Here is a 25039-nt window from a genome sequence, read left to right as displayed (position 1 = left end):
CGCTCAGCCCTCCGCCCGGCGCTTGGCGATCCGCGCGGCAAGTTCCTCGGTATCGAGTTCCGGCATCAGCATGACATTCTCCTGCTCGCGCGGGTCATTGCGCGCGGTCAGCGCAGTCGCCGGCTCGGTCTTGGACAGGTTGAAGGCGACGTGCGGCACCTCCGCCGGGATGAAGCAGAAGCTTCCGGGCTCCATCAGGCTCTCGGTTTCGAGGTTCGGCCCGTGCAGCAGCACGATCTTGCCCGCCATCGTGTAGATCGCGGTCTCGTAATCCTTGTGGCGATGCGACTTGGCGCGCCCGCCGGGCCCGAAAGCCGTCACGTTCAGCGACAGGTGCTTCGCACCGGTCGTATTTTCGGAAACGCCGAAAAACTGCGGCATGCCCTGCTTGGCGTCGGTGGTGTTTTCGGGGGTGAAGACCTTCACCTCGGTGCCGTCTGGGGTACTCATGGCTCAATCCTTTCCTTGTCGGGTCAGTCGGTCTTGGGCAAGGGCGCCCTGTTCCATTGCAGCACGCGGTAGTCCGGCCTCAGCCCTGCCTTGCAATAAGGGTCTCCGTCGGCGAGGGCCTGAGCCTCGTCCAGGCTCTCGGCCTCGATGATCCAGAGCGAACCGCAGAAGGGCGCCTCGGGCCCGTCCCGCAATCCGCCAGCATCGGTGATCCGATCCCCGCAGGCGGCGAGATAGTCGAAGTGTTCCCGTGTCAGATCAGCGTCGATCTGCGCCGGCTGAACATCGTCGAAGAAGAGGGCAATGAAGCGCATTGGGGCTCCTTTCGTCAGGGATACGCAGGAATGGCTGTCACATCCCGAGGTAGGCGCGGCGCACGTCGGGCGAGTCGAGCAACTCGGCCCCCGACCCCGACAGGGCGACGCGTCCGTTTTCCAGCAGGTAGGCCCGATCGGCGAGCTCGAGTGCGACCTTGGCATTCTGTTCGGCGAGGAGGATCGTGAAGCCGGTGGCGCGAAGCTCCTCGATCGTCTCGAAAACCTGTTTCACCATGACTGGTGCAAGCCCGAGCGTAGGTTCGTCCATCAGGATCAGGCGCGGCCGCGCCATGAGCCCGCGCCCGAGGGCGAGCATCTGCTGTTCGCCGCCGGACATCAGCCCGGCCTGCTGGCCCCGCCGTTCTTCCAATCGGGGAAAGCGGCGGAACACCTCGGCCAGCATCTCGGAGTGACCCGCCCGCGCGGCAGGCGCGATCGCGCCGAGGCGCAGGTTTTGTTCGACCGTCATACCGGGGAAAACCAGGCGGCCTTCCGGGATCAGGCAGAGGCCAGCATCCACGCGGTCGTGGCTGGCCGCCTGCGTGATGTCCCGCCCCTCGAAGCTGATCTCGCCCGCCGCCGGGGCCACGAGACCGGCAATGGACTTCATGATCGTGGTCTTGCCCGCACCATTGGCCCCGATCAGGGTGGTCACGCTACCCGGCTCCACGTCGAAGTCCACGTCGAACAGCACCTGCACCGGCCCGTAGGCGGCGCGCAGGCCTGAGACGGAAAGCATTGGAGTTGTCATCCGAAGTACACCTCCGCGACGCGTTTGTGGTTACCGATCTCCTCGGGCGTGCCGAATGCGATACGCTCACCGTGATCGAGCACGAGGATCCGATCAGAGAGTGTCATCAGCGCGCCGATCACGTGCTCGACGATCACGAAGGTCAGGCCATGTTCGCCGCGGAGCCGCTCAAGTGTGGCGAGCATCGCGCTGACCTCGGTCGGGTTCAGACCCGCCATGACCTCGTCCAGCATTATAAGCTCTGCCCCCGTGGCGAGCGCCCGGGCGATCTCCAGCCGCTTCTGACCCGAAAGGGTGAGCTGCGCCGCATCGAGGTGGCGTCGGTCAGCCAAATCGACAGCCTGCAGCGCCTCGTCCACCACCGCGGCGATCTCGGAGGCGGAGAGCTTGCGCCCGCTTCCGTAGAGGGCCGCGACGCGAAGGTTCTCAGCCACGGTGAGACCCGCGAAGGGTCGCACGATCTGAAACGTTCGGCAGAGTCCGAGGCGGCAGATCCGACTGGGCGAAAGCCCCGTCAGCCGCGTGCCGTCGAAGACAACCTCGCCCGCCGAAGGCGCTACGTGCCCTGCAATCACGCTGAACAGCGTCGTCTTGCCCGCTCCATTGGCCCCCATGAGGCCGAAGATCTCGCCCTTCTCGACCTGAAGACTGACGTCGTTGAGCGCCATCAATCCGCCGAAGCGTTTGCTCACGCCCTTGATGTCGAGGAATGCCATCAGGCTGCCCTCCCGATGCGTCCGAGAAGGCCGGAGAGCCCTTTGGGAACAAAGAGGATGAAGCCGATCAGCGTCAGGCCGAGCACGATCATGTAAAGTTGCGGCAGGCTGGACCACAGAAGCTCCGAGAGCAGTGCGAAGCCCACGGCCCCCAGGATTGGCCCGCGCACGGTCTCGGTCCCGCCGACGAGCGCCATGGTGACGATCGTGAACGAAATGACCGGATCGAATGCCTGCGCCGGCTCGAAGTAGCTGGTGCGCAGCAGGGCAAGGCCACCGACGGCTCCGGGAATGATGGCGGACGCGATAAAGGCCAGCAGCTTGAGCCGCGTGACGGGAACGCCCACTGTCTCTGCCGCGACCTCGTCTTCGCGAATGGCGGCCAATCCGGCCCCGAAGCGCGAGTGCCTGATGGCATAGGCGCCCAGGGTGGCCAGCACCGCAAGCCCCACCATCCACCACAGCAACACCTCGGTTGAGGGCACGTCAAAGATCATCCGACCGAAGCTGCCCAGTGCAGATTCGATGCGCATGACCACGTGGCGAACGAGCTCCGACAACCCGTAGGTCAGGATGACGAAGTATGGACCACGCACCCTCAGCACCGGCATCCCGACCAGCGCCGCGAAGAGCCCAGCGGACCCGGCCGCCGCGAGCAGCGCCAGTTCGAAGGGGAGCGTGCCGGTCAGCAGTACGCAGACATAGGCGCCGATCCCGTAGAAGACCGCATGGCCGAGCGAAAGGTACCCGGTCGTCGCCGAGAGCATCGACCAGCTCTGCGCCAGGGCGATCCACATCGCCACCTGGAAGACCACCCCCATCATGTAGGGGCTGCCGATGAAGGGGACGGCCACGCCGAAAACGGCGAGAGCGAGACCGAGGATCATGCCGGCGCCCCTCATGACCGCACCGCCTTGGTGAAGATGCCTTCGGGACGCACCAGGAGAACGCCGACGAAAAGCCCGTAGATCAGGATCGAGCGATAGCCGGGCGAGGTGAGCGCGATGCCATAGGTCTCAACCAGCCCAAGACAGAAGCCGGCAAGCACCCCTGCCCCGATATTTCCAAGGCCTCCGATAATGATCACCACGAAGGCCACGATGGTGAAGGGGAAGCCCATGAATGGAGTGATCTGCTCGGTCATGCTGACCAGCACCCCCGCCACGCCGGCAACGGCGAACCCGCCGCAGATCGTCAGCAGTTGCACCCTGTTCAGGTTCACTCCGACAACCTGCGCCGCCTCGCGCCGCTGGATCACCGCACGCAGGCCCCATCCGAAGAGGTGAAAGCGCAGGAAGAGCAAGGCGCCGAAGCAGACCGACGCTGCCACGCCGAGCGACAGCAGGCGGTTGCCGGTCATGCTGATCCCCTGCCACGTGATGACGGTGTCGAGGTACTGATAGCCTCGCGATGTCGAGGTGAAGGCGAGCGCCGCGAGATTCTGCAGGATCACCGATATGCCGTAGAAAAGGATCAGCGAATTCGCCTCGACCCGCTTTGCAAGCTCGGGTTTGGCCAGCATCCGCCGGAACAGACCTGCATAGACGGCCCATCCCAGCAGGGCACAGAGCGCGGCCGCGATGAAGAGCGAGAGTATCGGCGGGATGGCGAAGAGCGAGATCATCCAGAAAGCCGTGTAGGCCCCGATCATCACCAGATCACCGTGCGCGATATTGAGCAGCCGCAGCGTGCCATAGACGAGGTTCAGCCCGAGCGCGACAAGCGCGTAGAGCGATCCCGAAACGAGTGCGGCGAAGAGCAGTTGTCCTGACAATAGTGTATCCACGACGGTCCTGTTCCCGTAGCTGAGACCCGGGGTGTCACGCGGGGGACGCCCGCGCGGGTCGGATGGGTCCGGAGGGTGCCCCGTCCGCAAAGAACGGGGCCCCGCGGTTTACCAGCCTTGCTTTGGCGCGAAGTCGGCGGTCGCGACGGACTCGGGCCAGACCAGTTCGATCTTTCCGTCCTGGATTTGGACGAAGCCCGTCGGGGTCACTACGTTCTGGACGCCTTCGAAGCGGACCTCGCCGTTGATCGTGTCGAAGGTCCCGCTGGCGATCTCGTCGCGCAGGGCCTCGGGCTCGAGGCCTGCCTCGGCCACCGCCTGCTGAAGGATCTCCAGAGACATGTAGGCCAGCGCGGAGTCGAGAGCGTCAGGTTCCTCGCCGAACTCCTCGACATAGGCATCGAAGAACGCCTGCCCCCTCGGCCAGTCTTCGGCTTCGGGCGACCAGTGCGCGGAGGAGACCATGCCATTCACGGCACTCCCGTTCGCCTTGCGGTACGCGTCGATGGTCGGGCCGATCAGCGACATCACGAAAGACGCCTCGATCCCCAGTTCCTTCGCCTGCCCCGCGAAGAGGAAGGCGTCCGACGGGTAGGTCATCGCGACGACAGCGTCCGGTGCAGCGTCACGCACCTCGACCAGCATCGAGGTCATGTCCTTGATGTCCGGCGGATAGCTTTCATCCACCATCACTTCGATCCCGGCCTCTTCAAGCGCGGGAATGAGGAAGCTGCGGAACTCCTGCGAATATGGCAGTTCATTGGCAAGCAGGGCAGCGCTCTTCACGCCTTCGGCCTGCATCATCTTCGCAAGTTCCGCGCCCATGGCGTCAGGGATCGCCGAGGTGGGGAACCAGATATAGCCGGGCGCCACGTTCCGCAGCTGCACGGAAGCCGCGGTATTGCCGACCATCGGCATCTTGAAGCGCTGTAGCACCGGCGCAAGGGCGAGGTGCATCGGCGTGCCCCAAGGCGCGGCCAGAAGGTCAACCTCGTCCTGGGTGATCAGCTTCTCGTAAATCCGCACGGTGTTGGCCGGGTTGGACTGATCGTCGTAGCTGACGAACTCCACCGGGCGTTGTTCGCCATCGGGCAGCTCAAGTCCCCCCGCGGCGTTCACCTGCTTCTGCCAAAGCTTGTAGGGGTTTTCCTGCGACGGCGCAGCGGCCGCGTAGATGCCGGTGCGCGCGATGGAATAGCCGATCGTGATCGGCTCCTGTGCGACCGCGGCACCGGTCGCGGTCAAGGCGATAGCCGTCGCGAGCGCGGCAGATGCCAGACTTCTTCGTCCTCTCATCGTCTTCTCTCCTGTTGGGGGGCCTGTTCTGGGCCTTATTGATCTTTGCGATCTTGTTTTTGTTTCTCCGGTCAGTCCTGCGGGCCACCGGGATCGAGCATGCCCGCCAGCACGCGCTCGCCGGTCAGCGGCAAATGCACATGCCGCGCGCCGGTGGCCTTCGCTACGGCGTTTGCGATCGCGCCGGGGGCGGCGTTCAGGCCGATCTCGCCCGCGCCCTTCGCGCCGAAGGGGCCGGTAGGATCGGGGTCCTCGATGATGTAGGTGTGGATCGCGTCGGGGACGTCGCGTGCGGTCGGCACTTTGTAGTCCATCAGCGAAGGGTTCGCGAGCCGCGCCCCGTCCCACACCATCTCTTCGTAAAGGGCATAGCCAAGGCCCTGGACAAAGCCGCCGTGAAGCTGCACCTCGACCAGCCTTGGGTTGATGGCGCGTCCCACGTCCGCGGCGGACCATGCTTCGTGCACCGTTACCTGACCGCTCGTGTCGTCCACATCCACGTCGACGCCGAGCGCGGCGAAGCTGAAGACGCCGATGCGCGGGAACGGAAGGCCGAGGGCGATCGCCCGCTTCGGATCGTGGGTCGGTTCATCGAAGACCAGCGTCTCGCTGCCGACCAGCGGCCCGCCGACCGCCCAGTGGGCACGTCCCGAGATCTGTGCGAAGGTCACGTCGCTGTTCGAGCCACGCTGTCCGATCCGGCCTCCCTCGCGAAGTTCCAGATCATCGACATCGCACTCCAGCATCTCGGCTGCGTGATTCATTGCCTGGTCGACCACCTTCTTGGCCGCCGCCTTCACTGCCCGTCCCGTCGTATAGGTCACGCGGGACGCGGTGGTGCCCCAGTTGTAGGGCGACCCATCAGTATCAGGACTGGCGACCGCCACCGTGTCGAAGGGCAGTTTCAGTTCCTCGGCACAGATCTGGGCCAGCACCGTGTCCGACCCCTGCCCGATATCCGTGGCCCCGGTATTGAGCGAGATCGTCCCGTCCTCGAGCATCTTGACGATCGCGCCGGTCCCCAGAAGTCCGGAGATATGCGCTGTCACGGACAGACCGAAGTTGCGCGGGCTGCCGTCGGCGCGGGACCCTTTTGAGGCCCGCTCGACCGCATCGAGGCAGCGGCCCAGCCCGTTCGAGCCGATGCGCGGCCCGACAAACCACTGATCGCCCTCGCGCAGCATGTTCTTGCGCCTGATTGCGAATGGATCGAGGCCCAGCTTCTCGCCGATCTGATCGATCTGCTGCTCTCCTGCGAACAGCACCTGCGGATTGCCGAAGCCGCGGAACGCACCAAAGCGGAGCTTGTTGGTGTAGACCAGTTTGCCCGAAGCCTTCATGTGCGGGATGCGGTAGGGTCCGCCGCACATCAAGAGGCTGTAGCCCATCACCCCCGGACTGTCGTCGGCGAAGGCGCCGCAATCGACCAGAACCTCGCATTCGCGGGCGACCAGCGTGCCGTCGGATTTTGCCCCGGTCTTCATCCGGACCCGGAAGGGATGGCGCGCGCGAACCATCTCGAAGTCTTCCTCACGCGTCAGGATCAGCTTCACGGGCCGCTTCGCCTTCATGGCGAGCGCCACGGTGATCGGCTGGATATGCGGCTCCATCTTGTTGCCGAAACCGGCCCCGACGCGGGGCGTCATGCTACGCAGCTTGGACATCGGAAGACCAAGGCTCTCGCAGACATTTGCCTGCACCCGGAAGACGGACTGGTTCGCGGACCAGAGTGTGACGCGGCCGTTGGGGTCGACCTCGGCCAGGGCACCGCAGGGCTCCATCGAGACATGCGCCTGCGGCTGGGTGGTGTACTCGTCCTCGACGATCACGTCGCATTCGGCCCAGGCCGCATCGACGTCGCCCTCACTCAGCTCCGTACGGCTGCAAAGGTTACCTTCGGCTCCCGCGTCAAAGACCTTGATGTAGTCCGCAAGCTGCTCGTGCAGGATCGGTGCATCCTCGGCGAGCCCGTCCTCGGGCGACAGCACGGCCGGCAGTTCCTCGTAGTCCACCTTGATCAGACGGCAGGCGTGGCGCGCCTCTTCCTCGGTCCGGGCGGCAACGGCGGCGACGGGCTCACCGACATAGAGCACCTTGCCCTTGGCGATCGCGTGCTCGTCCTTGATGAAGGCGCCCATGCGGCCCTCGCCCACATCGTCGCCTGTTATGATCGCCACGACGCCGGGGGCTTGCATCGCCTCGGAGAGGTCATAGCCGCGGATACGGGCGTGAGCGTGCGGGCTGGCAAGGATCGCGCCGTGCAGCATACCAGGGCGGTAGAGATCGGCGATGTACTCGGCGCGCCCCTGCACCTTCTCGAGGTTGTCGGGCTTGGCGACGGACTTTCCCACCGTACCACCGAGGAAAATCGGTTCCGGTTGATCGAGGCTCATTGTGATAGCTCCTCAGCCGCGCCGCAGACGGCATCCACGATGGTGCGATACCCAGTGCAGCGGCAGATGTTTCCGGAAAGCGCGGTCTTTACCGCCTCGCGGGTCGGGCTCGGATTATCCTCGAGCAATTCACGTGCGGAAATCAGGACACCCCCGGTACAGAAGCCGCACTGAACGCCGCCGCTCTCGACCATGTGGCGCTGGAGCGTCGCCATAATCTGGTCGCCGTCCATGCCTTCCATCGTCTGCACCGAATGGCCCACGCACCGGGCGGTCAAAGTCAGACAGGAGCGGACCGGTTTGCCGTCCACGAGCACGGTACAGGCGCCGCAGACGCCCTGATTGCACCCGCGCTTGGAGCTGAGGATGCGCAGGTCTTCACGCAGGGTCTCGAGAAGAGTCGCCCCGGCGGCTGAGGCCACTTGGACCTCCTCTCCGTTCAGGGTGAGGCTGTGCAGGACTTTCTTCGCCATCATGCCGTCTCCTTCTGAGTGGTGAGTTCGGACAGGACCGATGAAACGAGCCGCGGAATGAGGCGCAGGCGGTACTCGGCGCTGCCGCGCACATCGTCGACGGGGTCGGCGATGGCGACGAGCTTGCCGGCGAACTCCGCGACCGCCGCAGGTTCGCCGAGCTTTCCGCGCAGCGCATCTTCACCGGCGCGGTCGCGTAGCGGGCCCGGCCCGCAGGCGCCAATCGCCACGCGCATGCCCTGCCCGTCAGGGTCGAGCGCCATGGCGCAGGACGCCGTGGCATAGTCGCCCGAAACCCGCGCGATCTTGCGGTAGGTCGACGGCGCCTCGACGGGGGCAGGCAGCGTGATCGCCGTGATGATCTCGCCTTCTGCCAGCGCCGTCTCGTACCAGTCATCAATGTAGTCGTGGATCGAAAGGGAGCGCCGCCCGTCCGCCCCCGCGATTTCAAGCATGGCGTCGCAGCAGGCGAGCGCCGGGAGGTAGTCTGCCGCGGGGTCGGCATTGGCAACCGACCCGCCCATCGTACCCATGTTGCGCACGACGCGGTTGGCGATCATGCCTGCAGCGCGACGCAGGACATAGAGACTGCCGGTGAGTTCGGCGCAGGCCGCAGTCTCACAGTGCCGGGTCATGGCGCCGATCCGGATCTTCCCGTCAGCGGTTCGGTCGATCCCGCGCAGATCGGAAATGCGATCAAGGCTGACCAGATGCGAGGGTTCGACCAGTGCCGCATTGCGCATCGCGATCAGCGTCGCGCCGCCGGATAGCGGCATTGCCTCGCCGTACTCGGCCAGCATGGCAACGGCTTCCTCGATTGTCCCGGGGCTGAGCACCTCGGTCATGCCGTCACCCCCAGTTTTTCGCGGAAGTTCTCGACAAACTGTCCGGCCAACTGGTCAGCCTTCTTGCGGAAGATCCCCAGACCGAACTTTCCGAGCCGCCCGGTAACCGAGACATCGGCCACATAATCCACCCGCGTGCCGCCGCTGTCGGTATCGGCAAGCCGCAACACGTTGTCCGAGTTCACGACGCTGGCCCGTGTCCCCTCTTCTCCGGATGTACGGGAAAGAATGGTGTGTTCGGGCTGCTCTTCGAGCACTTCCACCAGCAGATTGAAACGCGCCTTGATGGGGCCGACCTTCACCGATACCTGCGCCCGGTAGGAGGTGTCGTCCAGCTGCTCGATGGAGTCGCAGCCGGGAATGCAGGCGCCCATGATCTGCGGATCTTGTATCTTCTTCCAGACCTCGGTGCGCGGGGCCTCGACCTCGAACTCTCCCTCGATCTTCATACGATCCGCCCCCGAAGCTGACGCAGGGGCAAGAAGCGGATGCAGTTCGGCTGTCTGGATCGAGGCACGGTCATCTCCCGGTTGGCTTCACGCTCTGACGGCGCATTAACGAATGACGTTCGTTAAAGAGTGGCAGAGACCTTGATTCTGTCAATAGCGAATGTCATTCGATGAAAATTGATCTTGGAGAGGCGCCATGGCACGCCAAAAAAATGAGCAAATCCGGACAGCTATCATGGAAGCCGCGCAGCAGCTGTTCATGGAGAAGGGCTATATCGCGACGACGATCAGCAGCATCGCGCGGGCGGCCGGCACCTCGCAATCCAACGTCTACGTCTACTTTTCCTCGAAGTTCGAGATCGCTTTTGCAGTCTTCGACCCATGGTTGCGCGCCAGGGTCGCCGAGCTGGAAAAGCGTGTAATGGCTCAAGAAACACCGGAAGAAAGCCTTCGGAGCCTGATCGACGGGCTGTTGCACGGCATAGCGGCCGACCGCTCCGGCCAGACCCTCACCCTTGTACAGGCCCTCGCCACGGCGAAGCCCGGCGACGAATACAATCCGGAGCTGTTGATCTGGACCATGTCGCGCATCCATCACATGATCGGTGGCGCCCTCCCCAGCTCCGATCCCACGGAACGCAACGCGCTGACCCACTCGCTCATGCTCGCCTTCGACGGCATCGCTCTGCGCCAGAACCTCAGGCGGGGCGAGATCGAAGACGGCCTCTCCGTCGATGCGCTATACATGATGGTGCAAGCGCTTGTCGAACGACGGTCGCAAGCCAGGTCGTAGCGTGCAGGCCGCCCGGCAAGAGCCGGAGCAGACGGCATCTCACATCGCGCTCCAACGGAAAGCTCCCGCGCAAACCGCTTAAATTATTCGCACTTCACACGCGAGCGCCTCCGTCGGCGCGAAGCACTCGTGCGGATGCCACGGGGGGTTTGGCGAACTTCGTGCATCGCTCTGTCCCGATCATCGGACAGGTCAAGGCCTTCGAGATGATCAAGGAAGTTCTCGATACGATGATCGAGCTCGCCGAAGAGGGCATGACGATGATCTGCGTGACCCACGAAACAGCCGCGTGGTCACATATAACGGAACCGTATTCATCGGCGGCATGACCGCCGCCGATCGGTCGGAGGACATTACCGGCCAGACCCGGCAGGTGCTGGATAAGATCGACAGCTATCTGGAAAAGGCGGACGTCGACAAGTCGCACGTGCTGACCGCCCAGATCTGGCTGAAGCACATCGAGCGTGACTTCAAGGCGATGAATGAGGCCTGGAATGCCTGGACGGTGCCGGGGCATGCGCCCTCGCGCGCAACGGTCGAAGCTTCCATGGCCGCGCCGGACATCCTGATCGAGATCGTCGTCACCGCGGCCTGCGCGGATTGATCGAACGGCGCGCTCTGTAGACCCGGACGGCGTAGCCTCACCGGCTCAGGTTCTGCACCAACGCCCACCCGCTGCGCGCCTATGGCCGGTTCACGGCGGCGTTGAACTGGCCGGGTCGTATGGCTACGCTGCGTCATGGAGGGCGCCGATCGGGGGGTCCCGCTCCACGTGCCGCCTGAGGGCCGCTCACCGGCTCACGGGACGCGATGCGCAAAAGGATCTGCGAGGCAGAGGGACCGATCGATGAGCGATCTCGACGACACGACGACCCGTACCGAGTTGGGCGGACATCAAGCCGAGACGTCCCGAGATGCCCCACGCTCTCGCGCGGCCCTCGACGACGGCATACGGGCTGCGTCGCGGCAGGTCTACGCTGCACGACAGGCGGGGGACGAAGCCGAGGCGGCGCGGATCTTCAAGCGCATCCTGTCGCTGACGGAAGAGAAGATCACCCTCGATCCCGCCGACGGCGAAGCCCGCACGGAACTCGCGATCCTGCTTCACCTCTCGGGTCGCTCCGAGGAGGCCAAGTCGGAGGCGGACCGCTCCCTTGCCGCCGATCCCAGCGATCGCTCCGCCGTGCAACTCCGCTCGGTTCTCGCGCTGAAGGACGGCGACGAGGCGCGGGCGGCAGAGGTCTGGGACGACCTGATCGGGCAATGGCCCGAGAACGGCTCGCCCAGCCGAGCCTACATGATCGTTCGGGCCGCCAAGGTCTTCGCCTTCTTCGACCGCGATGCCCGCGCCCGCGCCTATCTGGACCTCGCCCGCCCGCTCCTGCGCACGCCGGCCGAGCGGGACGATCTGCGCGCCGTCGAAGTGCTGGTCAACGGCGCCGGGGACATGGAGCGGCAGGCGGCGCATTCGGTCGAGATCTTCGACGCCTTCGCGAAGACCTACGATCAGGTTCTCTTCGGCATCCAGAACCGCGGCCCGTTCCTGATCCGCGACATGGTCCAGCGCCTCGGCCTGCCCGCGACACGCTCGCGCGACATCCTGGATGCAGGCTGTGGCACCGGGCTCTGCGGTCCGCTCCTGAGGGAGTATGCGCGGACGCTCCACGGCTGCGACATCTCGATCGGCATGCTGGAGCAGAGCCGCGCGCGGAACATCTACGACCTCTTGACCCGCTCCGACATCAGCGTCGCCGGAAGCCTGCCGGAGGGACCGTTCGACGTGATCGTCGCGGGGGACGTCATGGTCTATTTCGGCACGCTGTCCGGCCCCCTCTCGGGGCTGGCCCAGGTCCTGAAGCCGGGCGGATGGATCGTCTTCACGACCGAGCTGGCGCAGAAGCCGGCGCCCCGCGGCTGGCACCCGACACTCACCCACCGCTACCGGCACGACCCCGCCTTCGTGCGCGCCGAACTGACCCGCTCCGGGTTCTCCGCGCCGCGTCACGAAGTAAGGGATACGCTCCGCCACGAGTTCATGATGCCGGTGGAGGCCAATTGCGTGGCGGCGCAGAAGCTCGCGCTCGCATCCAGCCCCGCCACTCTGACCCTTCCGGGCCTCAGCGGCCTGACCGGCTGATCCCGCTCAGAGTGGCAACACCAGGTCGGCCCGGAGCCCGCCCCAGCGTTCACTTTCCCCCAGGCGAAGCGTGCCGCCATGACCGCGCGCGATGTCGAATGCAATCGAGAGACCAAGCCCGACGCCGGATCCTTTATCCTGGTTGCGCGCGGTATCGAGGCGGGCGAAGGGCCGAAGCGCGATCTCCCGCGAGTCCTCGGGGATCCCCGGCCCGTCATCCTCGACGGTGAAAACCACCGCCCGCTCGCCCACCTGCACGGACACCTCGGCCTTCCCGGCATACCGGATCGCGTTCCCCACGAGGTTGGCCAGCGCGCGCTCCACGGCCAGCGGGCGAAGCGTCACCTGAACCTCATCGGGCGGCACCCGCCCCAGCGAGACAGTGCCGCCGGCGCGCTGACCGTTCTCGACGGCGCTCGTCGCGAGGCCCGCCGGGGAGACCTTTTGCGGATCGTCCAGCGCCTCGCCCCGGGCGAAATCGAGGAACGTGCCCAGCATCGTCTCCATCTCCGCGATGTCGTTCAGCATGTCCTCCGCCTCCGACTCGTCGGTGAGCATCGACAGGCCGAGGCGCAGGCGCGTCAGCGGCGTCCTCAGATCATGGCTGACGCCGGACAGCATCAGCGTGCGCTGCTCTATCTGCCTCTCGATGCGAGAGCGCATGTCCAGAAAGGCGTGGCCCGCCGCCCGCACCTCCGTCGCTCCGGAGGGCTTGTAGGGCACCACCCTGCCCCGCCCGAACGCCTCCGCGGCGGCCGAAAGGCGGGTGATGGGCCGAAGCTGCCCGCGTAGGTAGAGAAAGGCGATTCCGGTCATCACGATCGCCAGGATCCCCATCAGGACCAGAAGCTGGTGCGGGTTGGACGGAGCGGCCCGCCTCCGGTCGAACTGGAGCGTGAGAGGCCCGTGCGGCGTCTCCGTCTGGAGCGTGACACGGCGCAGGGAGGACGCAAGGTCGACGGCCCTCAGGTTCGGCAGCGCCTCCTCGAGACGCAGGATCACGACACGGCCCGAAATATCGTAGAAGGCCCGCCGATATCCCCGCATCTCCTCCCCCGGCAACGCCCAGTCAATCGCGAGCGCATCGGCCACGGGCGCGATCTCGCCTCGCGCCGCCTCGAGATCGGGCGCATCCTCCACGAGCGCCGAGAGATAGGACAGCTCGAGCGCCGCGGAGCGCATCATCTGATCCGTCACGCCCTCGAAGTTGCGCTGTACGAAGACGATGGCCAGCACGATCTGCAGCACGGCGATGGGCAGAACGAGGATCAGCGCCGCCCGCCCGTAGAGCCCTTTCGGCATCGATCGTTTAAGCCAGGCGAAATTCATGGGATCAGGGGTAAAGCGCCATGCGGGAGGACGAAAGATGAATTGCGACATGTGGGAGCCCCGCCTGCGCCGCATCCTCGCGCCGAACCCCTCACCGATGACGGCGGAGGGGACCAACACGTTCCTCGTCGGCCGCGGCGACGTCGCCGTGATCGATCCCGGGCCCGATCTGCCGGCCCACCTCGACGCAATACTCGCCGCACTGGATCCGGGCGAACGCATCGCCCTCATCCTCGTCACCCACAGCCACCTCGATCACAGCGGCCTCGCCCCTGCCCTCGCAGCCCGCACCGGCGCCCCGACGGCGGCGTTCGGCGACTACCGCGCCGGCCGCACCCCCCGGATGGACGCTCTCGCGGCGCGCATGACGCGCGGCAGCGACGGGGTCGACCGCACGTTCGTTCCCGATCTTGCGCTGGCGGATGGGCAGACCGTGACGGTCGGGGCGGAAACGCTCACCGCGATCCATACACCGGGCCACATCTCGAACCACCTGTGCTTCGCCTGGACGGACGCTCTCTTCACCGGCGACCATGTCATGGGCTGGTCGACATCCATCGTCTCCCCGCCCGAGGGCGATCTCGCGGCCTTCATGGCATCCATGAGAGCGCTGAGCGCGCGAAGCGACCGGATCCTCTACCCAGCTCATGGCGCGCCCGTGCCACGACCCTCCGCCCGGATCGCCGAACTCATTGCCCACCGGGAGGCCCGCGAGGCCCAGATCCTGGACACCCTCGCCGTAGGCCCGGCCACCCCGGACGAGCTGGCCGCGAAGATTTACACCGGCAGTCCAACGGTCCTTCTGCCCATGGCCGCGCGCAATGTGCTCTCCCAGCTCATCGACCTCGAGGCCCGCGACGCAGTCATCGCGGACCCCGACCTGCTGCCGGATGCCACCTTCCACCTCCGCACCGCAACCGACTGAAATCAAACGCCTCCGCAGGTCCCCCACCAAGTTTCCGCCACGTCTCCAACTCAGAGCAAAGTTTTTCTGAAACACCTCTGGACGCCCACCACCCGCATTGCTAAACGTCTCGCCGTGTTCCGGCGTAGCTCAGCGGTAGAGCAGTTGACTGTTAATCAATTGGTCGTAGGTTCGATCCCTACCGCCGGAGCCAATTCCCTCAAGTAGCTGAAAAGCAAAGACTTCTTGCGAGGAGTCGCAGCGCGGCACTTTCCGGCACGATTCCTGTCTCTCCGCCTGGCACATTCGCTGGCACAGGAGTCGGAGCACTGCGCACCCTTCAGACCAATCAACGACACCTCGAGTATCGACCTACCGGCTACCACTGGCGCCGGCGGTGGCCGCAACGTTGGCTTGCCCATCATATGGGACCGCCCGCGAAAAAAATGTCACTGCTTTTCCCGCTTCGAACGCATCTCCCGCCCGAAGCGAAGGTGCTGGCCCAGAAACTGACCTTTCTGACCGACATCGCCTTCGCCCGCAGGACGGAGACGACGATGGCAATCGGGCCGCAGATCATGGCAAGGCACCTCGAGGAGCTGGGATGCTTCCTCGTCGAGGCGCATGAGACCGCGCGCGAGGTTGCGCCGCAGCTCACCGCCGAGGCGGCCGCCTACGAGGCGGCGTGCTCCCAGGCCGCCATTGATGCACTCCGCTGCGCCCTTTCGCTGCGCGACCGGGAGCCTGCGCGCCAGCCCTTGAGGGATGTCGCGCGCCGTCTCGGCGTCGACCTGGACGAGGCCGATGCGGACTGGCCGCGCCTGGCATACCGGGCGCTCCGCGTCATGCTCGACGCGGCTGAAGAAAACGCGCGGCGTGACGCCGGCGTCTTCGATGCGCCGAGCCCCTACTTCTGCTCGTCGCGAGCGGTAAGGGCCACGCCGCGTCCCGCCTTGCCGCAAGCGATGCCGCGAGCGGCCTTGGCTTCGGAAACCTGCCCCACGCCGCTTTCCGCGCCGGCGTTCCATGCTCCTGATCAGGACCAGTTCGTGCCTTCTCCCGTCAAGGAGGCCGATGTCCCTCCGGTGATGCTCGCAACTGCGCCGCCGCCTGCGCAGGAAGAAAACGACAGCAAGGCGACAAGCATCCGACCGGTGCCGCAGAGGAAGCGGCCGGCCACGGGGGCAGGTTCCATGCGGCTCGGTGACTACTTCGACCTCTACATCGCCAAGAAGCTCGAGGGGTACACCGACGACTTCGGCGAGGAGGAGGTTCCGGATGAGGCCGCCGGGAAGAAATGGGAAAGAACGAGCAGGAACAACCTGGAAGTCGGGAAGCGTCTCTGGATCGGACTGCTCGGCAACAGGCCGATCTCGGACATCACCGACGAGCAGATCCGGGAGGCCAAGAAGAAGCTTCGGCTGATCCCCGAACGTCATGCGAAAAGCTGCTCCGAGACACGGGATCTTGATGTTCTGATCATGGAGACTGATGCCGAGGAAAAGCGAAACATCGAACGGGCGGTCGCGGAAGCGACCCTTTCGGGTGGTTCCGAAGCCAAGATCGAGCGCGCGAGGCTGGACAACCTCACCCCGCGCATCCGGGTCGAGACGGTTCTCAAGCACACGCGTGCGCTCAATCGCCCGGCAAAGATGCTGGTCAAGCTTGGGCAACTCGAAAGCAGCCCTTTCGAGAAGCACATGATCAGTAACAAGAGCGCGGCCAGGATGCGGAAGTTGGAGGAAAAGCGCGACCGGCGCCCCTGGGATGACCGCCTCTACAATCTACTTGCCACACCGGTGTTTCGGGGACGCTCCGCAGACGTGGGCGATCCGATGTTCTGGTCACCTCTGATGGCCCTAATTGGCGGCGGGCGCGAGGAGGAAATCCTCCAGCTTTCACCCGACGACTTCGAAACTTCTGGTGGCATCCATTACTACCGCCTCCGCGACACGGCCGGAAACAGCATCAAGTCGGACGCCGGGGTCCGGGTGATCCCCGTTCACCCCGAGCTCGTTCGTCTTGGACTGATCAAGCTGGTCGAACTGCGGCGCCGGCAGGGCGAACCGCGCCTGTTCCCGGAGCTCAAGCGCGGCAAGCACAAGGAGACCTTCACCGAACTGTTCACCAAGGAGTTCACCAAGTACCGGCAGGCGCATGGCGTCTATTGGCGGGGTCTCGACTTCCACGCGCTTCGTACAACGTTCCACCACGCCCTGATGGACAATCGCGTCCCTGGTTACATCAAGCGGGCCCTGATGGGGCACGAGGGTCTCGACGAGGGCGAAAAGTCCTACGCGCAGGGCGGAATCGCGATCAAGACCCTCTACAACGTTGTCTCCGAGATCCGTTTCAACCTGGAACAGGTGCAGAGTCCGTTCGGCCATCCCAGTCAGGAAAGGACCGGTGTTTCGCTTCGCGTGGTGTCTTGATCGCTGACAGACCCCCTGACTCCGGCCGCCGGTGTAAACGGGTGGCGGACGCTGCCGCCACCCAGAGTTGTTTAACCCTCTGTGACCATTGCGGAGAGTCGGAACATGGCCTCGTCCATTCGCGCGCCGTGCCAGCTGACGCTGGCCGCGAGGTCTCGAAGCACCTCTGCCTCAGTTTCCACTTCGACCAAGTCAGCGAACCGAACTTGTGCCAGCATGTCGCGGACCCGCGCAGCGGCACCAAGAAGATAGCGCGTGTCCGGCGCGGCGGCCTCCGTGTGCCGCTTCAGCTCCGCCACGGCAGCCTGGCCGGAGGCGTCGCCCAAGACTGCGGCGATGGCCGCGAGCGGCGCGAGCTGCGCATCGAGCGCGGATGCGACATCGCAGGCACGGGGCGTGTCCGCCTGCCGCGCCGCAATATCCGGGTGAGTGTTCATGGGACGTCCTCCGACATGCTGCCCGCGGCGGGTGCCGCGCTTGCAAAAGCAGGTGTCGTCAAGCGCCGCCGGCAGGAGGTCCGGCGGCGTGACCGATGCGTGGGGTTACGCAGCGGCCAGGTTGCGCGGTGCCGGCGGGTGATCCTGGTCCGCCAGTTCGAGGGCTTCACGCAACCGATCCGTGAGGAGGCAGATGTCCTCCACCACGGGATTTTGGGGATCGATCATGGCGAAGAGCGCCGCCTCTTCGCTGTCCTCGATTTCCACGCGCTCGAGCGCGAGGATGTCGAGCAAATCGCTAAGAGCCAGGCGAGTCCGCCGCGTCACGACCGGGCTCTCTTCGAGCATGCCCACGATTTGGTCGACAAGACGGCCGCCCCGCCGCCCGGCGAGGAGTTCTGCCGCCTGCCGGTAGGCCGGCCAGTCCTGTTCGAACAGGACATGCAGGGCGAAGGCGGGTGTCGCCGCAGTGGGCGACATGTATCGATGGAACATTGGGACCTCCGTTCCATGCCGACCGGAAAAGCCGGCTTCAAGATCGTCGCTGTTCCCCTCCTGTCGTCTGCGACGCGATGCTGTAGGCGGCGCCCCCTATGTCGTCCGCCTCGTTTCCGTTTCCCCTCGCGCCCTCACCGGAGCCTGTGCGATGCGGGTCTCATTCGGAGGACCCGCAGCGATCAGGCGCCCTGGCGCGTCCGGGCTTCCTCATCCCTGCTGATCAACCCCACTTCGGCAGCCCTCCATAAAGCAGTCCGGACTTCCGCCTGTCTCGGTCGACTGACCTCGCACATCTTGCCATGGCATCGGGGGTGCCGGTGAGGCTGGGTAGCCGCCAGCGGACGGCAATCATCCTCCCCGGGTCCGGCGAGGCGCCCGGCGCGGCTTTTGATTCCTGCGGCGTGCCTTGCCGGGCCTCGGCCCTGACCGGCCGCGCCGTGTCGGAGCGGTATCCGCTTCCAGTTCTGCTGCTCCGATCCGGGTCGCCTTACCGAGCTTCCGCGAGGCGATGATCTGGTCGCCACGCTGCGTGTAGACCGGTGTCACGTCATCACCCTTGTGGTTGAGGATGATGCTCGCCAGCGCAGCCTCCTCCGGCGCGGTCGCGGCGATGAAGTTCGCGACAGAATGCCGAACCGCATGCGGCGTGACGCGCACCCTGAAGACGGGCTCCGTGTAATCGCCGAGGATCTTGCTGAGCTGTGCGCCCTTCACCGGGCCACCACGCTCTCCCACGAACAACCTTGTTTCGCCCGGAGCGGCGATCACCGCCCGATGGAGACGGACGTATCGTCCGATCGCGTCGATCAGCGTGGCGCTGAACATCCGCCGATCCGTGTTGGCCTCCTTCGTGCTCCCCGCATCGAGAAACAGGCCGCGGAGATCACCGAGCAGGCTCTCCCCCAGCTCAAGCTCGGCACATCCGGTCAGCCGGATCGGTGCCTCCGCCAGTAGGATGATCGTCAGCGCGGTCCGTGCCCGGGTGTGTGCCACAACGAAGTCTCGTCGGTGTCGGGCTACGGCGTGAGCCGCATCGGCCTTGGCGAGGAGTTGCTGTCCGGCGACACGCAGCTCCGCCGCATCGACGGCACGGGCCGCATTGCGCGATCCATGGTTGGCGGCAAGTTTCTTGAGCCGGTCGCGCGCGGTCTTCAGCCATGCCCAGTCCCTCTCGGGACGAAGTGCCTGCGCAAGACCCGCCAGCGCCTCGAGATCGACGCTCACTCCACCAAGCCGGCGTTCGCCGCGCGCGACCCTGGCCTGGTCCTCGCGAAGTTTCGCGCGTAGCCCGTCAGGCGTGATATCTTCCGGCAGACCACGGGCGCGACACCAGTCGAAGTGATGCGCCGCCGTCTCAACGCGCCGCTGGATCGTGCTCGGAGCCCAGGCCTGCACAAGGATGCCGTCTCCGAGACCATCCGCGTCGACATGCAACAGCGGCGCGGCGGCGGCGCGCCAAGCGTCGGGAAATCTCGCCAGGTTGCGCTCGACGATTGCGCGAAGCTGGTCGCGAGGATCACTCCGTCCCTTCTGTTGGTTGTCACCCTCGTAGAGCGACGCCGCCGCATCCGGGAAGACGATGGCGAGAGCCTGGCGCACCTCGTTCCGGACCGGCCGCGACAGTCCCTGCGTGCGTTCCTTCCATGTCTCCCGCGTCGCGTCGCGGGCGTCGGCGCCGAGATCCATCGAGAGCCGAAACCAGCGACCGAGGCCCCTACGAAGTCGGGTTCTCTGCGCCGCGGAGAGCGAGTGGCGTTCGAAACGCTCCCGCAGGTCCTCGGGCCAGGAAGACGGCGGTAGAGTGAGTCTGCGTCTCGGCATTTCAGAGTTCCTTTCCCGTCCGCGGGTCGATGAACCTGAACGTCACGGTCGCCAGCACCTGCCGCGCCTTCCGCTCGAGCAGGTGAATGTAGCGCCGCTGCGCCACGATCTTCGACACCTCGGCGTAGTACGCCTGCGTCGTCTTCAGCCGCTTGTGGCCGAGGATCTCCTGGACCAGCGACATCGCCGACGGGTCCTGGTCGAGGATGATCTTTCCGGCGAGATGCCGCATGACGTGAAGGCACATCTTCAGTCCGCAATGCTTGCGCATGTGCTTCCTGAAAGCAGTGTTCAGCTTCGACTTCGTGATGTACCCGCGACCGACGGCATAGCCGCCGCCCTCGACCGCGCGGCCACCTGCTCCGGGAAACAGATGCGGATTGTCGGCACCGGCCGTCGCATGCTTCTGCGCGACGGGCAGGAAGTGCTGTATGTAGTACTTCAGCATCCGAACGGTCTCGCGATCGATCCGGACGTGGATTTCCTTCAGCGTCTTCCCTTCGTCGGCCGGAATCCGCAGCGTGCCTTCGCCGTCGCTTTCCGGCAGCATGAGGTGGCGGTCGTCGCCGCGATATCGCAGCCGGGCAAGGTTCGTGCGCCGGATCGGCGCCACGTACTGGCCGACGCGCGCGACGAGCGCGGACCTCGCGAGTGTGGCCTGAAGCAACTGGGGCTTGCGGCCCTGGCGGATCGGCGCGGTCGCGAGGGCCCAGAGAGCCGAGGGCGCTTCGAACCAGCGCTTCAGCTGCGAGGTGTCGGCGAACGCGGCCAGCATCGTGGCGTGCCGTAGGCCGATGCGGCGCTCCGCGTAGACTCGCTTAAAGCTCCCATCCGGAGCCCGCTTCATCCCGACGACGTTGGGATCGAGCTGTCGTTTCAACTCGTCCACTTCCTCGACCCGATCCGGATCGACGGCCAAGGCGCGTCCGACCGAGCAGAGTGCCTCGACGAGCGAGTGCTCGTAGCGGCCTTTCACCTTGGGATCGAAGATCCTGGCCTGCGCCTCGAGCCGCTGCCGGCGGGCATCGCGTGTCGATGCTACCAGCGCCGCAATCACGGCCCGGGAAAACAGGTCGGCGAGGACACTCGGCTTCGGATGTACGCGCGGGTCCATCGAGGCGGCGTGCCAAGCGCGCTTGACGGCGTCTCGCCAGTTTCTGTGAGTGCCGGGCTCGAGTATCGGCGCCGCTTGATCGCTGTCTTCCGAGACGGGGTCGATGAAGGCGATGCCGAGCTCGGCATATTCGAGATCTTCGTCCGGGACGAAGTCGCTCCAGTCCCCAGGGTTTCGCAACGACACGGCGGTCGCGAGATAGGCATCGACAGGCGACCGGATCGCCGCGGGAACGCTTTTCCAGTCCACGTTGGCCTGCCGATGTACCGACGCACCCGGGAGTGGCAGACACGGAGCCGCGAGACCGGCATCGACCGAGTCGTTCCATCGCCGGAACGCGGCGCGAAGCTTCTCGACATATCCCGGCGTGTGGGTTGCCATCTCGAGGGCGACGAAGGCGTCGATGAGAGGACCGTCTATCTCCATGGCAGCAACGCCCTGCCGGGCGCAGAAGCCGGCGAGACGACGCAGGATCGCGGCGGCACTGGTCTCATGGTCCTTCAGTTGCGTCTGGATCGTCTCTACGGTCTGCTTCCAGTGCGACGGCAGGGTCGCGACGGAGGTCTCGCGCAGTCCGCTGCTGACCGGATCGACAAGGCGGACGGCGCGCCGGACAAGGGTTCGCTTGTTTTCCAGGCTCTTCATGCTGGCCACGCCGAAAGTCTCAGGGGTGGCGTTGCGGAGGAGCGGCTCAACTGCGGCCGCGGTGGCCGGAAGGTCCTCGAGAGCGCCGCCCTCGGAGGCGGCGAGGGCTTGGAGGGCTGCCGTCGCGCGCTTCGCGTCGTCTGAGCCAAACCTGAGGCTGGCCGCGGTTGCGGCGTCGGAAAGGGTCGGCACCCGGCAACGGAGCCGACGTGCCAGCCATTGCGTCGGCCCGTCGTCCCAGAGACGCAGCGCCCGGCGCAGATCACTGGCGATTTGCGTCCACCGCCCGTCCAGCGCCGCCCTGGTCGCGGCGTCAGGGGCAGCGACGATCTGGCGAACCCGCGTGACGGCCAGTTCGCCGTCGGCGGCCGACACCGCGCACAGTTTCGCCAAACTGTCGAGGGTTGCCTGCCGGGTCGCGGCGTTCATGTTGCTAAGCCAGAGGCAGCGTCGGAGGTCTGCGGTATCACCGCCGTCATCAACGGGTTCGGCGTCCTGGAAATCCTGATGCTTCATCGGTTCATTCTTTCTTTTCGTTGTTGCCGTCATCCGCCTGCGAGAGGCAGTCGCGTTCCGGAAGACGCGGCTGCTCTCGAAGGACGGGGGACGGGGGTGGTCGCAGGAAGTCGCCAGTGGACATTTACCGACACTCACAGACATCCGGTGCCTTCGGGGGAGAGCGGAGGGTCTGCACGCCCACGCCGTGCAGACCGCTCCTACTCCCCTGATTCTCTATCTGTCTGATTTTCCGCAGAAATTTCTGCGGCGCTTTCAATGGAGCGGCAGTATTCCCGCCAGGAGGCGAGCATTTCGTCCGCGATGCCCTGGAACACCCAGATCTGGAGCTCGGTAATCCGCCAGCGGCCCGACGCCTTCGACCCGCGCAGGCGACCCTTCTCCAGATAGCGATGCACCTGGCGCTCGGAGACCTCCAGCCGCTGCGCCGCCTCGGCAGCGCTGTAGGAGTCGTCCGGCGCGGTGATCATTGCGCGCCCTCCACTTCAGCAAGCGCCGTGACCTCCACTTCGCGCCAGCGGCACGACTTGCCGATCATGATCGTCGTCAGCTTCCCCGAAGCTGCCAGAGCCCTGACGTCACACGGCGGGCAATCGAGGGCTTGTGCGACTTCATGCTGGCTCAGGAGTGGCCGGAGTTCGGCACCCTCCCCCGGACGACATGCCGAAAGCGGCCAGGCGCTCGGGGGAATTGCCAACGTTGCGCCGATCCGCACCGCGGGAATGTCGCCGGCGTCGACGAGGCGACGAACGGTCCGCTGTGACACTCCCAGCAGACGAGCCGCCTCGCCCAGCGGGATTGGGTTCAAGTCACTGTTTTTCATGGTTTCTCTCCAAGTTTCACTGGCTCTGGAGAGGACATAGGGAAGAAATGCACGATCCGGAAAATGCGGACGCGGCACCAGACGGACCGGCGGACATCCCCCCGTAGGGGGGTCCGCCGGTCCGTCTGAGTGACTGCGCGAGAATCCGAAAAATTGTCTGGCGAGCCGTTTTGGGAGCGCTCAGGGCGGACCTATTTTCCCCGTGTCCGCCAATGGGACAGCCTCTCGAGCAGAACAAGGATATGAAATCATGGAAGAAAATGAAGGGCCACCGCGCGTTCCGGCTGAGTTGAGCAGCTCGTATCGCGACGCCCGCGATCACGCGCCGGAGCTTACCTGGAACTATGCCGCGAAGGGCTTCCTCAGACGCGGGGAAACCTCTGTCCTCTACGGCCCGTCGAACTGCGGCAAGTCCGCCATCGTCTGCCACCTTGGCCACTGCATCATCACCGGATCGGCCTTCTTCGGCGCGCGGGTCACGCAGGGGCTTGTGCTGCATGTCGGAGCGGAAGCCCCGAATTCCATTCTCGACCGCTTGCAGGCCTACGACCTCCGCCAGGAAGAGCAGAATTCCTACATCGTCCGGATGAATGCCGTCGACCTTTCGAACCCCGGTGAAGTGGCCGCCTTCGTCGCCGACGCCAAGCGGATATACCGACACACGGGCCAGAAGATCGTGCTGGTCGTCTTCGACACACTCGCCCGCTCGATCGGTACCTTCGACGAGAACTGCGCAAGCTCCATGACGGGCGTGGCCGATGCCGGCGGCAGGATCGCGGATGCGCTGAAGGCCCATGTCATGTTCGTCCACCACACCGGGAAGGATACCGACCGTGGCGGACGTGGCAGTTCGGCACTGCGCGGCGCCGTCGATACCGAGCTCGCGCTGAAACCTCTCGAAGGGGGAGCGGTGCTGCTGTCGCAGGAAAAGCAGCGCACCATGCCGAAGGGAGAGGCGGTCCGGTTCAAGACCAAGGCCCACGTTCTCGGGCAGGACGAAGATGGCGAGGATCGCACGACCGTGACCGCTACCGAGTTGGAGGGCGGTGCGCCCGTTCCGGAAGGGAGGAGGGCCAGCAAGGACAGCATCGCAATCGAAATGGCGGTCCGGACGTCGCTTCACATCCGCAGGATGACAGGCGAGCATGCGGTAGACGAGTTCCAGACCCGCGACCTGCTGAAGACACTGCCCCCAGAACTGTTCGGTAGAATCGCCGACGACAGCCGAATGAAGAGCGTGCGGCGCTGCCTCCTCAGTCTTGCCAGAGAAAGATCACCGGTGGTGCGGGACAGCGGGAACGGCTGGAAGCTTGTTGTCGAGCACAACGTCCCTGAGGTGACAGGGTTATAGCCCAACTCGTCGCAGAGAAGAATTCCGGCCGCGGCCGGAACTTTCTTCCGTCGCGGGGAAACAGACCAATCTCATTCAGAGCGGCGCAGGTCGCTACTTTGACAAACCCCCTTTCGCAAACTCTTTGCGAAACGAAAGGAAAGAAAATGGCAGAAAAGAAGATCGGTCGCCCGCCCCAATACACTGAGGACCAGGTGGTCGAAGGGATTGAGATCGTCGAGAAAAACGGCGAGCGACCGACGGGTGACACTGTGAAGAAAGCTATGTGCGCCCGGCTCGGCGTGCGTGAAAGCATCAACGCGCAGAGCCTTGAAAAGGAGGTCCAACGGCTTCTCGAGGACCGTGATCGGCAGCGCCGAGAGCGGCTCATCGCAGCTTTGCCCGGTGAAAGCCGAGCTGCGGTCAAGGAGATCGGGGCGATGGTCGAGAACGCGGTGCTGCTTCACCTCGGTCAGGAGCTCGAAGGCCTTCGAGCGTTGGCGGCCCAGAAGGTCGCCGCCCAAGAGGTCGATCTCGGCATTCAGCGCGCGCAGATCCGTGACCTCCTGTCGAAGATCGATCATCTGGCAGTGGAAATTGCAGACCTCGACCATGCGAAGCTCGAAGTCGAGGACCTGCTGGCGAAGGCGAATTCGGAGAATGCGGCCCTGAAGGCACGCGTCGCGGACCTCCAGAAGGAACAGGATTTCCGCGGCCAGATGTTGGCGCTCATGAAAGAGACTTTGCAACAGCCTGTGCCGGCAGAGTAGCCCTTCCGGATCAG

25 protein-coding genes, 1 tRNA gene and 1 pseudogene are annotated in these 25039 nt (G+C 65.2%); 9 read left to right on the top strand and 18 right to left on the bottom strand.

Translation table 11 applies throughout. From position 1 onward, the window contains the following. Positions 1-3: 3 nt before the first annotated feature. From DQG15_RS00270 to DQG15_RS00220, 11 genes are all read right to left on the bottom strand, one after another. On the bottom strand, positions 4-450 hold the full coding sequence (locus tag DQG15_RS00270; protein ID WP_116081817.1) for a cupin domain-containing protein: 447 nt from the start codon (positions 448-450) through the stop codon (positions 4-6). Between the two features lie 23 nt (positions 451-473). Beyond that, positions 474-764 carry a YciI family protein gene (locus tag DQG15_RS00265; protein WP_116081815.1) on the bottom strand — a complete coding sequence of 97 codons (291 nt, stop codon included), beginning with the start codon at positions 762-764 and terminating at the stop codon, positions 474-476. Between the two features lie 37 nt (positions 765-801). Continuing rightward, a complete protein-coding gene (locus DQG15_RS00260; protein WP_116081813.1) occupies positions 802-1506 on the bottom strand; it encodes an ABC transporter ATP-binding protein in 705 nt (234 codons plus the stop codon). Between the two features lie 8 nt (positions 1507-1514). After that, positions 1515-2234: an ABC transporter ATP-binding protein gene (locus DQG15_RS00255; protein WP_116081812.1), complete on the bottom strand. Its 720-nt coding sequence runs from the start codon at positions 2232-2234 to the stop codon at positions 1515-1517. Next, positions 2234-3136: a branched-chain amino acid ABC transporter permease gene (locus DQG15_RS00250; RefSeq protein ID WP_116081810.1), complete on the bottom strand. Its 903-nt coding sequence runs from the start codon at positions 3134-3136 to the stop codon at positions 2234-2236. The genes DQG15_RS00255 and DQG15_RS00250 overlap by 1 nt, the downstream gene beginning before the upstream one ends. After that, a complete protein-coding gene (locus DQG15_RS00245) occupies positions 3133-4020 on the bottom strand; it encodes a branched-chain amino acid ABC transporter permease (protein ID WP_232830641.1) in 888 nt (295 codons plus the stop codon). The genes DQG15_RS00250 and DQG15_RS00245 overlap by 4 nt, the downstream gene beginning before the upstream one ends. A gap of 108 nt (positions 4021-4128) precedes the next feature. After that, a complete protein-coding gene (locus DQG15_RS00240; protein ID WP_116081807.1) occupies positions 4129-5316 on the bottom strand; it encodes an amino acid ABC transporter substrate-binding protein in 1188 nt (395 codons plus the stop codon). Positions 5317-5387: 71 nt separating this feature from the next. Then, the gene (locus tag DQG15_RS00235) at positions 5388-7709 is read right to left on the bottom strand and encodes a xanthine dehydrogenase family protein molybdopterin-binding subunit (protein WP_116081805.1); all 2322 of its coding nucleotides are present in this window, start codon (positions 7707-7709) and stop codon (positions 5388-5390) included. Then, positions 7706-8185: a (2Fe-2S)-binding protein gene (locus tag DQG15_RS00230; protein ID WP_116081803.1), complete on the bottom strand. Its 480-nt coding sequence runs from the start codon at positions 8183-8185 to the stop codon at positions 7706-7708. The genes DQG15_RS00235 and DQG15_RS00230 overlap by 4 nt, the downstream gene beginning before the upstream one ends. Next, positions 8182-9027: a xanthine dehydrogenase family protein subunit M gene (locus tag DQG15_RS00225; RefSeq protein WP_116081801.1), complete on the bottom strand. Its 846-nt coding sequence runs from the start codon at positions 9025-9027 to the stop codon at positions 8182-8184. Before DQG15_RS00225 ends, DQG15_RS00230 begins: the two co-directional genes overlap by 4 nt. Next, the gene (locus DQG15_RS00220) at positions 9024-9476 is read right to left on the bottom strand and encodes a CoxG family protein (protein ID WP_116081800.1); all 453 of its coding nucleotides are present in this window, start codon (positions 9474-9476) and stop codon (positions 9024-9026) included. Before DQG15_RS00220 ends, DQG15_RS00225 begins: the two co-directional genes overlap by 4 nt. A gap of 196 nt (positions 9477-9672) precedes the next feature. Here DQG15_RS00220 and DQG15_RS00215 point away from each other — a divergent pair, with 196 nt between their 5' ends. From DQG15_RS00215 to DQG15_RS00200, 4 genes and pseudogenes are all read left to right on the top strand, one after another. After that, positions 9673-10269 (top strand): TetR/AcrR family transcriptional regulator, encoded by a 597-nt coding sequence (locus tag DQG15_RS00215; RefSeq protein ID WP_116081798.1) that lies wholly within the window; start codon positions 9673-9675, stop codon positions 10267-10269. A 203-nt stretch (positions 10270-10472) separates the two neighbouring features. Further along, a pseudogene (locus DQG15_RS00210) lies at positions 10473-10550 on the top strand (amino acid ABC transporter ATP-binding protein); the annotation flags it as partial. A gap of 44 nt (positions 10551-10594) precedes the next feature. Further along, positions 10595-10873: a RidA family protein gene (locus DQG15_RS00205; RefSeq protein WP_116081796.1), complete on the top strand. Its 279-nt coding sequence runs from the start codon at positions 10595-10597 to the stop codon at positions 10871-10873. Between the two features lie 243 nt (positions 10874-11116). Beyond that, on the top strand, positions 11117-12406 hold the full coding sequence (locus DQG15_RS00200) for a methyltransferase domain-containing protein (protein ID WP_198665036.1): 1290 nt from the start codon (positions 11117-11119) through the stop codon (positions 12404-12406). A 6-nt stretch (positions 12407-12412) separates the two neighbouring features. Here the strand turns inward: DQG15_RS00200 and DQG15_RS00195 are convergent, their stop codons facing one another. Continuing rightward, a complete protein-coding gene (locus tag DQG15_RS00195; RefSeq protein WP_116081792.1) occupies positions 12413-13735 on the bottom strand; it encodes an ATP-binding protein in 1323 nt (440 codons plus the stop codon). A gap of 37 nt (positions 13736-13772) precedes the next feature. Here DQG15_RS00195 and DQG15_RS00190 point away from each other — a divergent pair, with 37 nt between their 5' ends. The 3 genes from DQG15_RS00190 (at position 13773) to DQG15_RS00180 (ending at position 17071) form a co-directional block, all read left to right on the top strand. Beyond that, the gene (locus DQG15_RS00190; RefSeq protein ID WP_232830640.1) at positions 13773-14660 is read left to right on the top strand and encodes an MBL fold metallo-hydrolase; all 888 of its coding nucleotides are present in this window, start codon (positions 13773-13775) and stop codon (positions 14658-14660) included. A 118-nt stretch (positions 14661-14778) separates the two neighbouring features. Then, positions 14779-14853 (top strand) — tRNA-Asn (locus DQG15_RS00185). A 211-nt stretch (positions 14854-15064) separates the two neighbouring features. After that, positions 15065-17071 carry a hypothetical protein gene (locus DQG15_RS00180; protein ID WP_157968836.1) on the top strand — a complete coding sequence of 669 codons (2007 nt, stop codon included), beginning with the start codon at positions 15065-15067 and terminating at the stop codon, positions 17069-17071. A 71-nt stretch (positions 17072-17142) separates the two neighbouring features. Here DQG15_RS00180 and DQG15_RS00175 read toward each other — a convergent pair whose 3' ends face one another. The 6 genes from DQG15_RS00175 to DQG15_RS00150 all read right to left on the bottom strand — a co-directional run bounded on the left by DQG15_RS00175 (position 17143) and on the right by DQG15_RS00150 (position 22925). Beyond that, positions 17143-17508, bottom strand: a complete 366-nt coding sequence (locus tag DQG15_RS00175; RefSeq protein WP_116081789.1) for a hypothetical protein — start codon at positions 17506-17508, stop codon at positions 17143-17145. A 105-nt stretch (positions 17509-17613) separates the two neighbouring features. Further along, entirely contained in the window at positions 17614-18003 is a 390-nt protein-coding gene (locus DQG15_RS00170; RefSeq protein ID WP_116081788.1) for a hypothetical protein, read from the bottom strand. Positions 18004-18354: 351 nt separating this feature from the next. Continuing rightward, a complete protein-coding gene (locus DQG15_RS00165) occupies positions 18355-19827 on the bottom strand; it encodes a hypothetical protein (protein WP_157968835.1) in 1473 nt (490 codons plus the stop codon). A gap of 1 nt (position 19828) precedes the next feature. Continuing rightward, a complete protein-coding gene (locus tag DQG15_RS00160; protein WP_157968834.1) occupies positions 19829-22015 on the bottom strand; it encodes a tyrosine-type recombinase/integrase in 2187 nt (728 codons plus the stop codon). Between the two features lie 287 nt (positions 22016-22302). Then, positions 22303-22572, bottom strand: a complete 270-nt coding sequence (locus DQG15_RS00155) for a helix-turn-helix domain-containing protein (protein WP_116081782.1) — start codon at positions 22570-22572, stop codon at positions 22303-22305. Beyond that, positions 22569-22925, bottom strand: coding sequence for a helix-turn-helix domain-containing protein (locus DQG15_RS00150; RefSeq protein WP_198665033.1), 357 nt, complete (start codon positions 22923-22925; stop codon positions 22569-22571). The genes DQG15_RS00155 and DQG15_RS00150 overlap by 4 nt, the downstream gene beginning before the upstream one ends. A 250-nt stretch (positions 22926-23175) precedes the next feature. Here DQG15_RS00150 and DQG15_RS00145 point away from each other — a divergent pair, with 250 nt between their 5' ends. Both DQG15_RS00145 and DQG15_RS00140 read left to right on the top strand, forming a co-directional pair. Then, the gene (locus DQG15_RS00145) at positions 23176-24276 is read left to right on the top strand and encodes an AAA family ATPase (protein ID WP_116081781.1); all 1101 of its coding nucleotides are present in this window, start codon (positions 23176-23178) and stop codon (positions 24274-24276) included. Positions 24277-24422: 146 nt separating this feature from the next. Then, positions 24423-25025 (top strand): hypothetical protein, encoded by a 603-nt coding sequence (locus tag DQG15_RS00140; protein WP_116081779.1) that lies wholly within the window; start codon positions 24423-24425, stop codon positions 25023-25025. The last annotated feature ends 14 nt before the right edge of the window (positions 25026-25039 follow it).

Source organism: Tropicimonas sp. IMCC34011 (assembly GCF_003390865.1).
GTDB lineage: Bacteria > Pseudomonadota > Alphaproteobacteria > Rhodobacterales > Rhodobacteraceae > Tropicimonas_B.
This window is presented reverse-complemented; position numbering and strand designations above follow the sequence as displayed.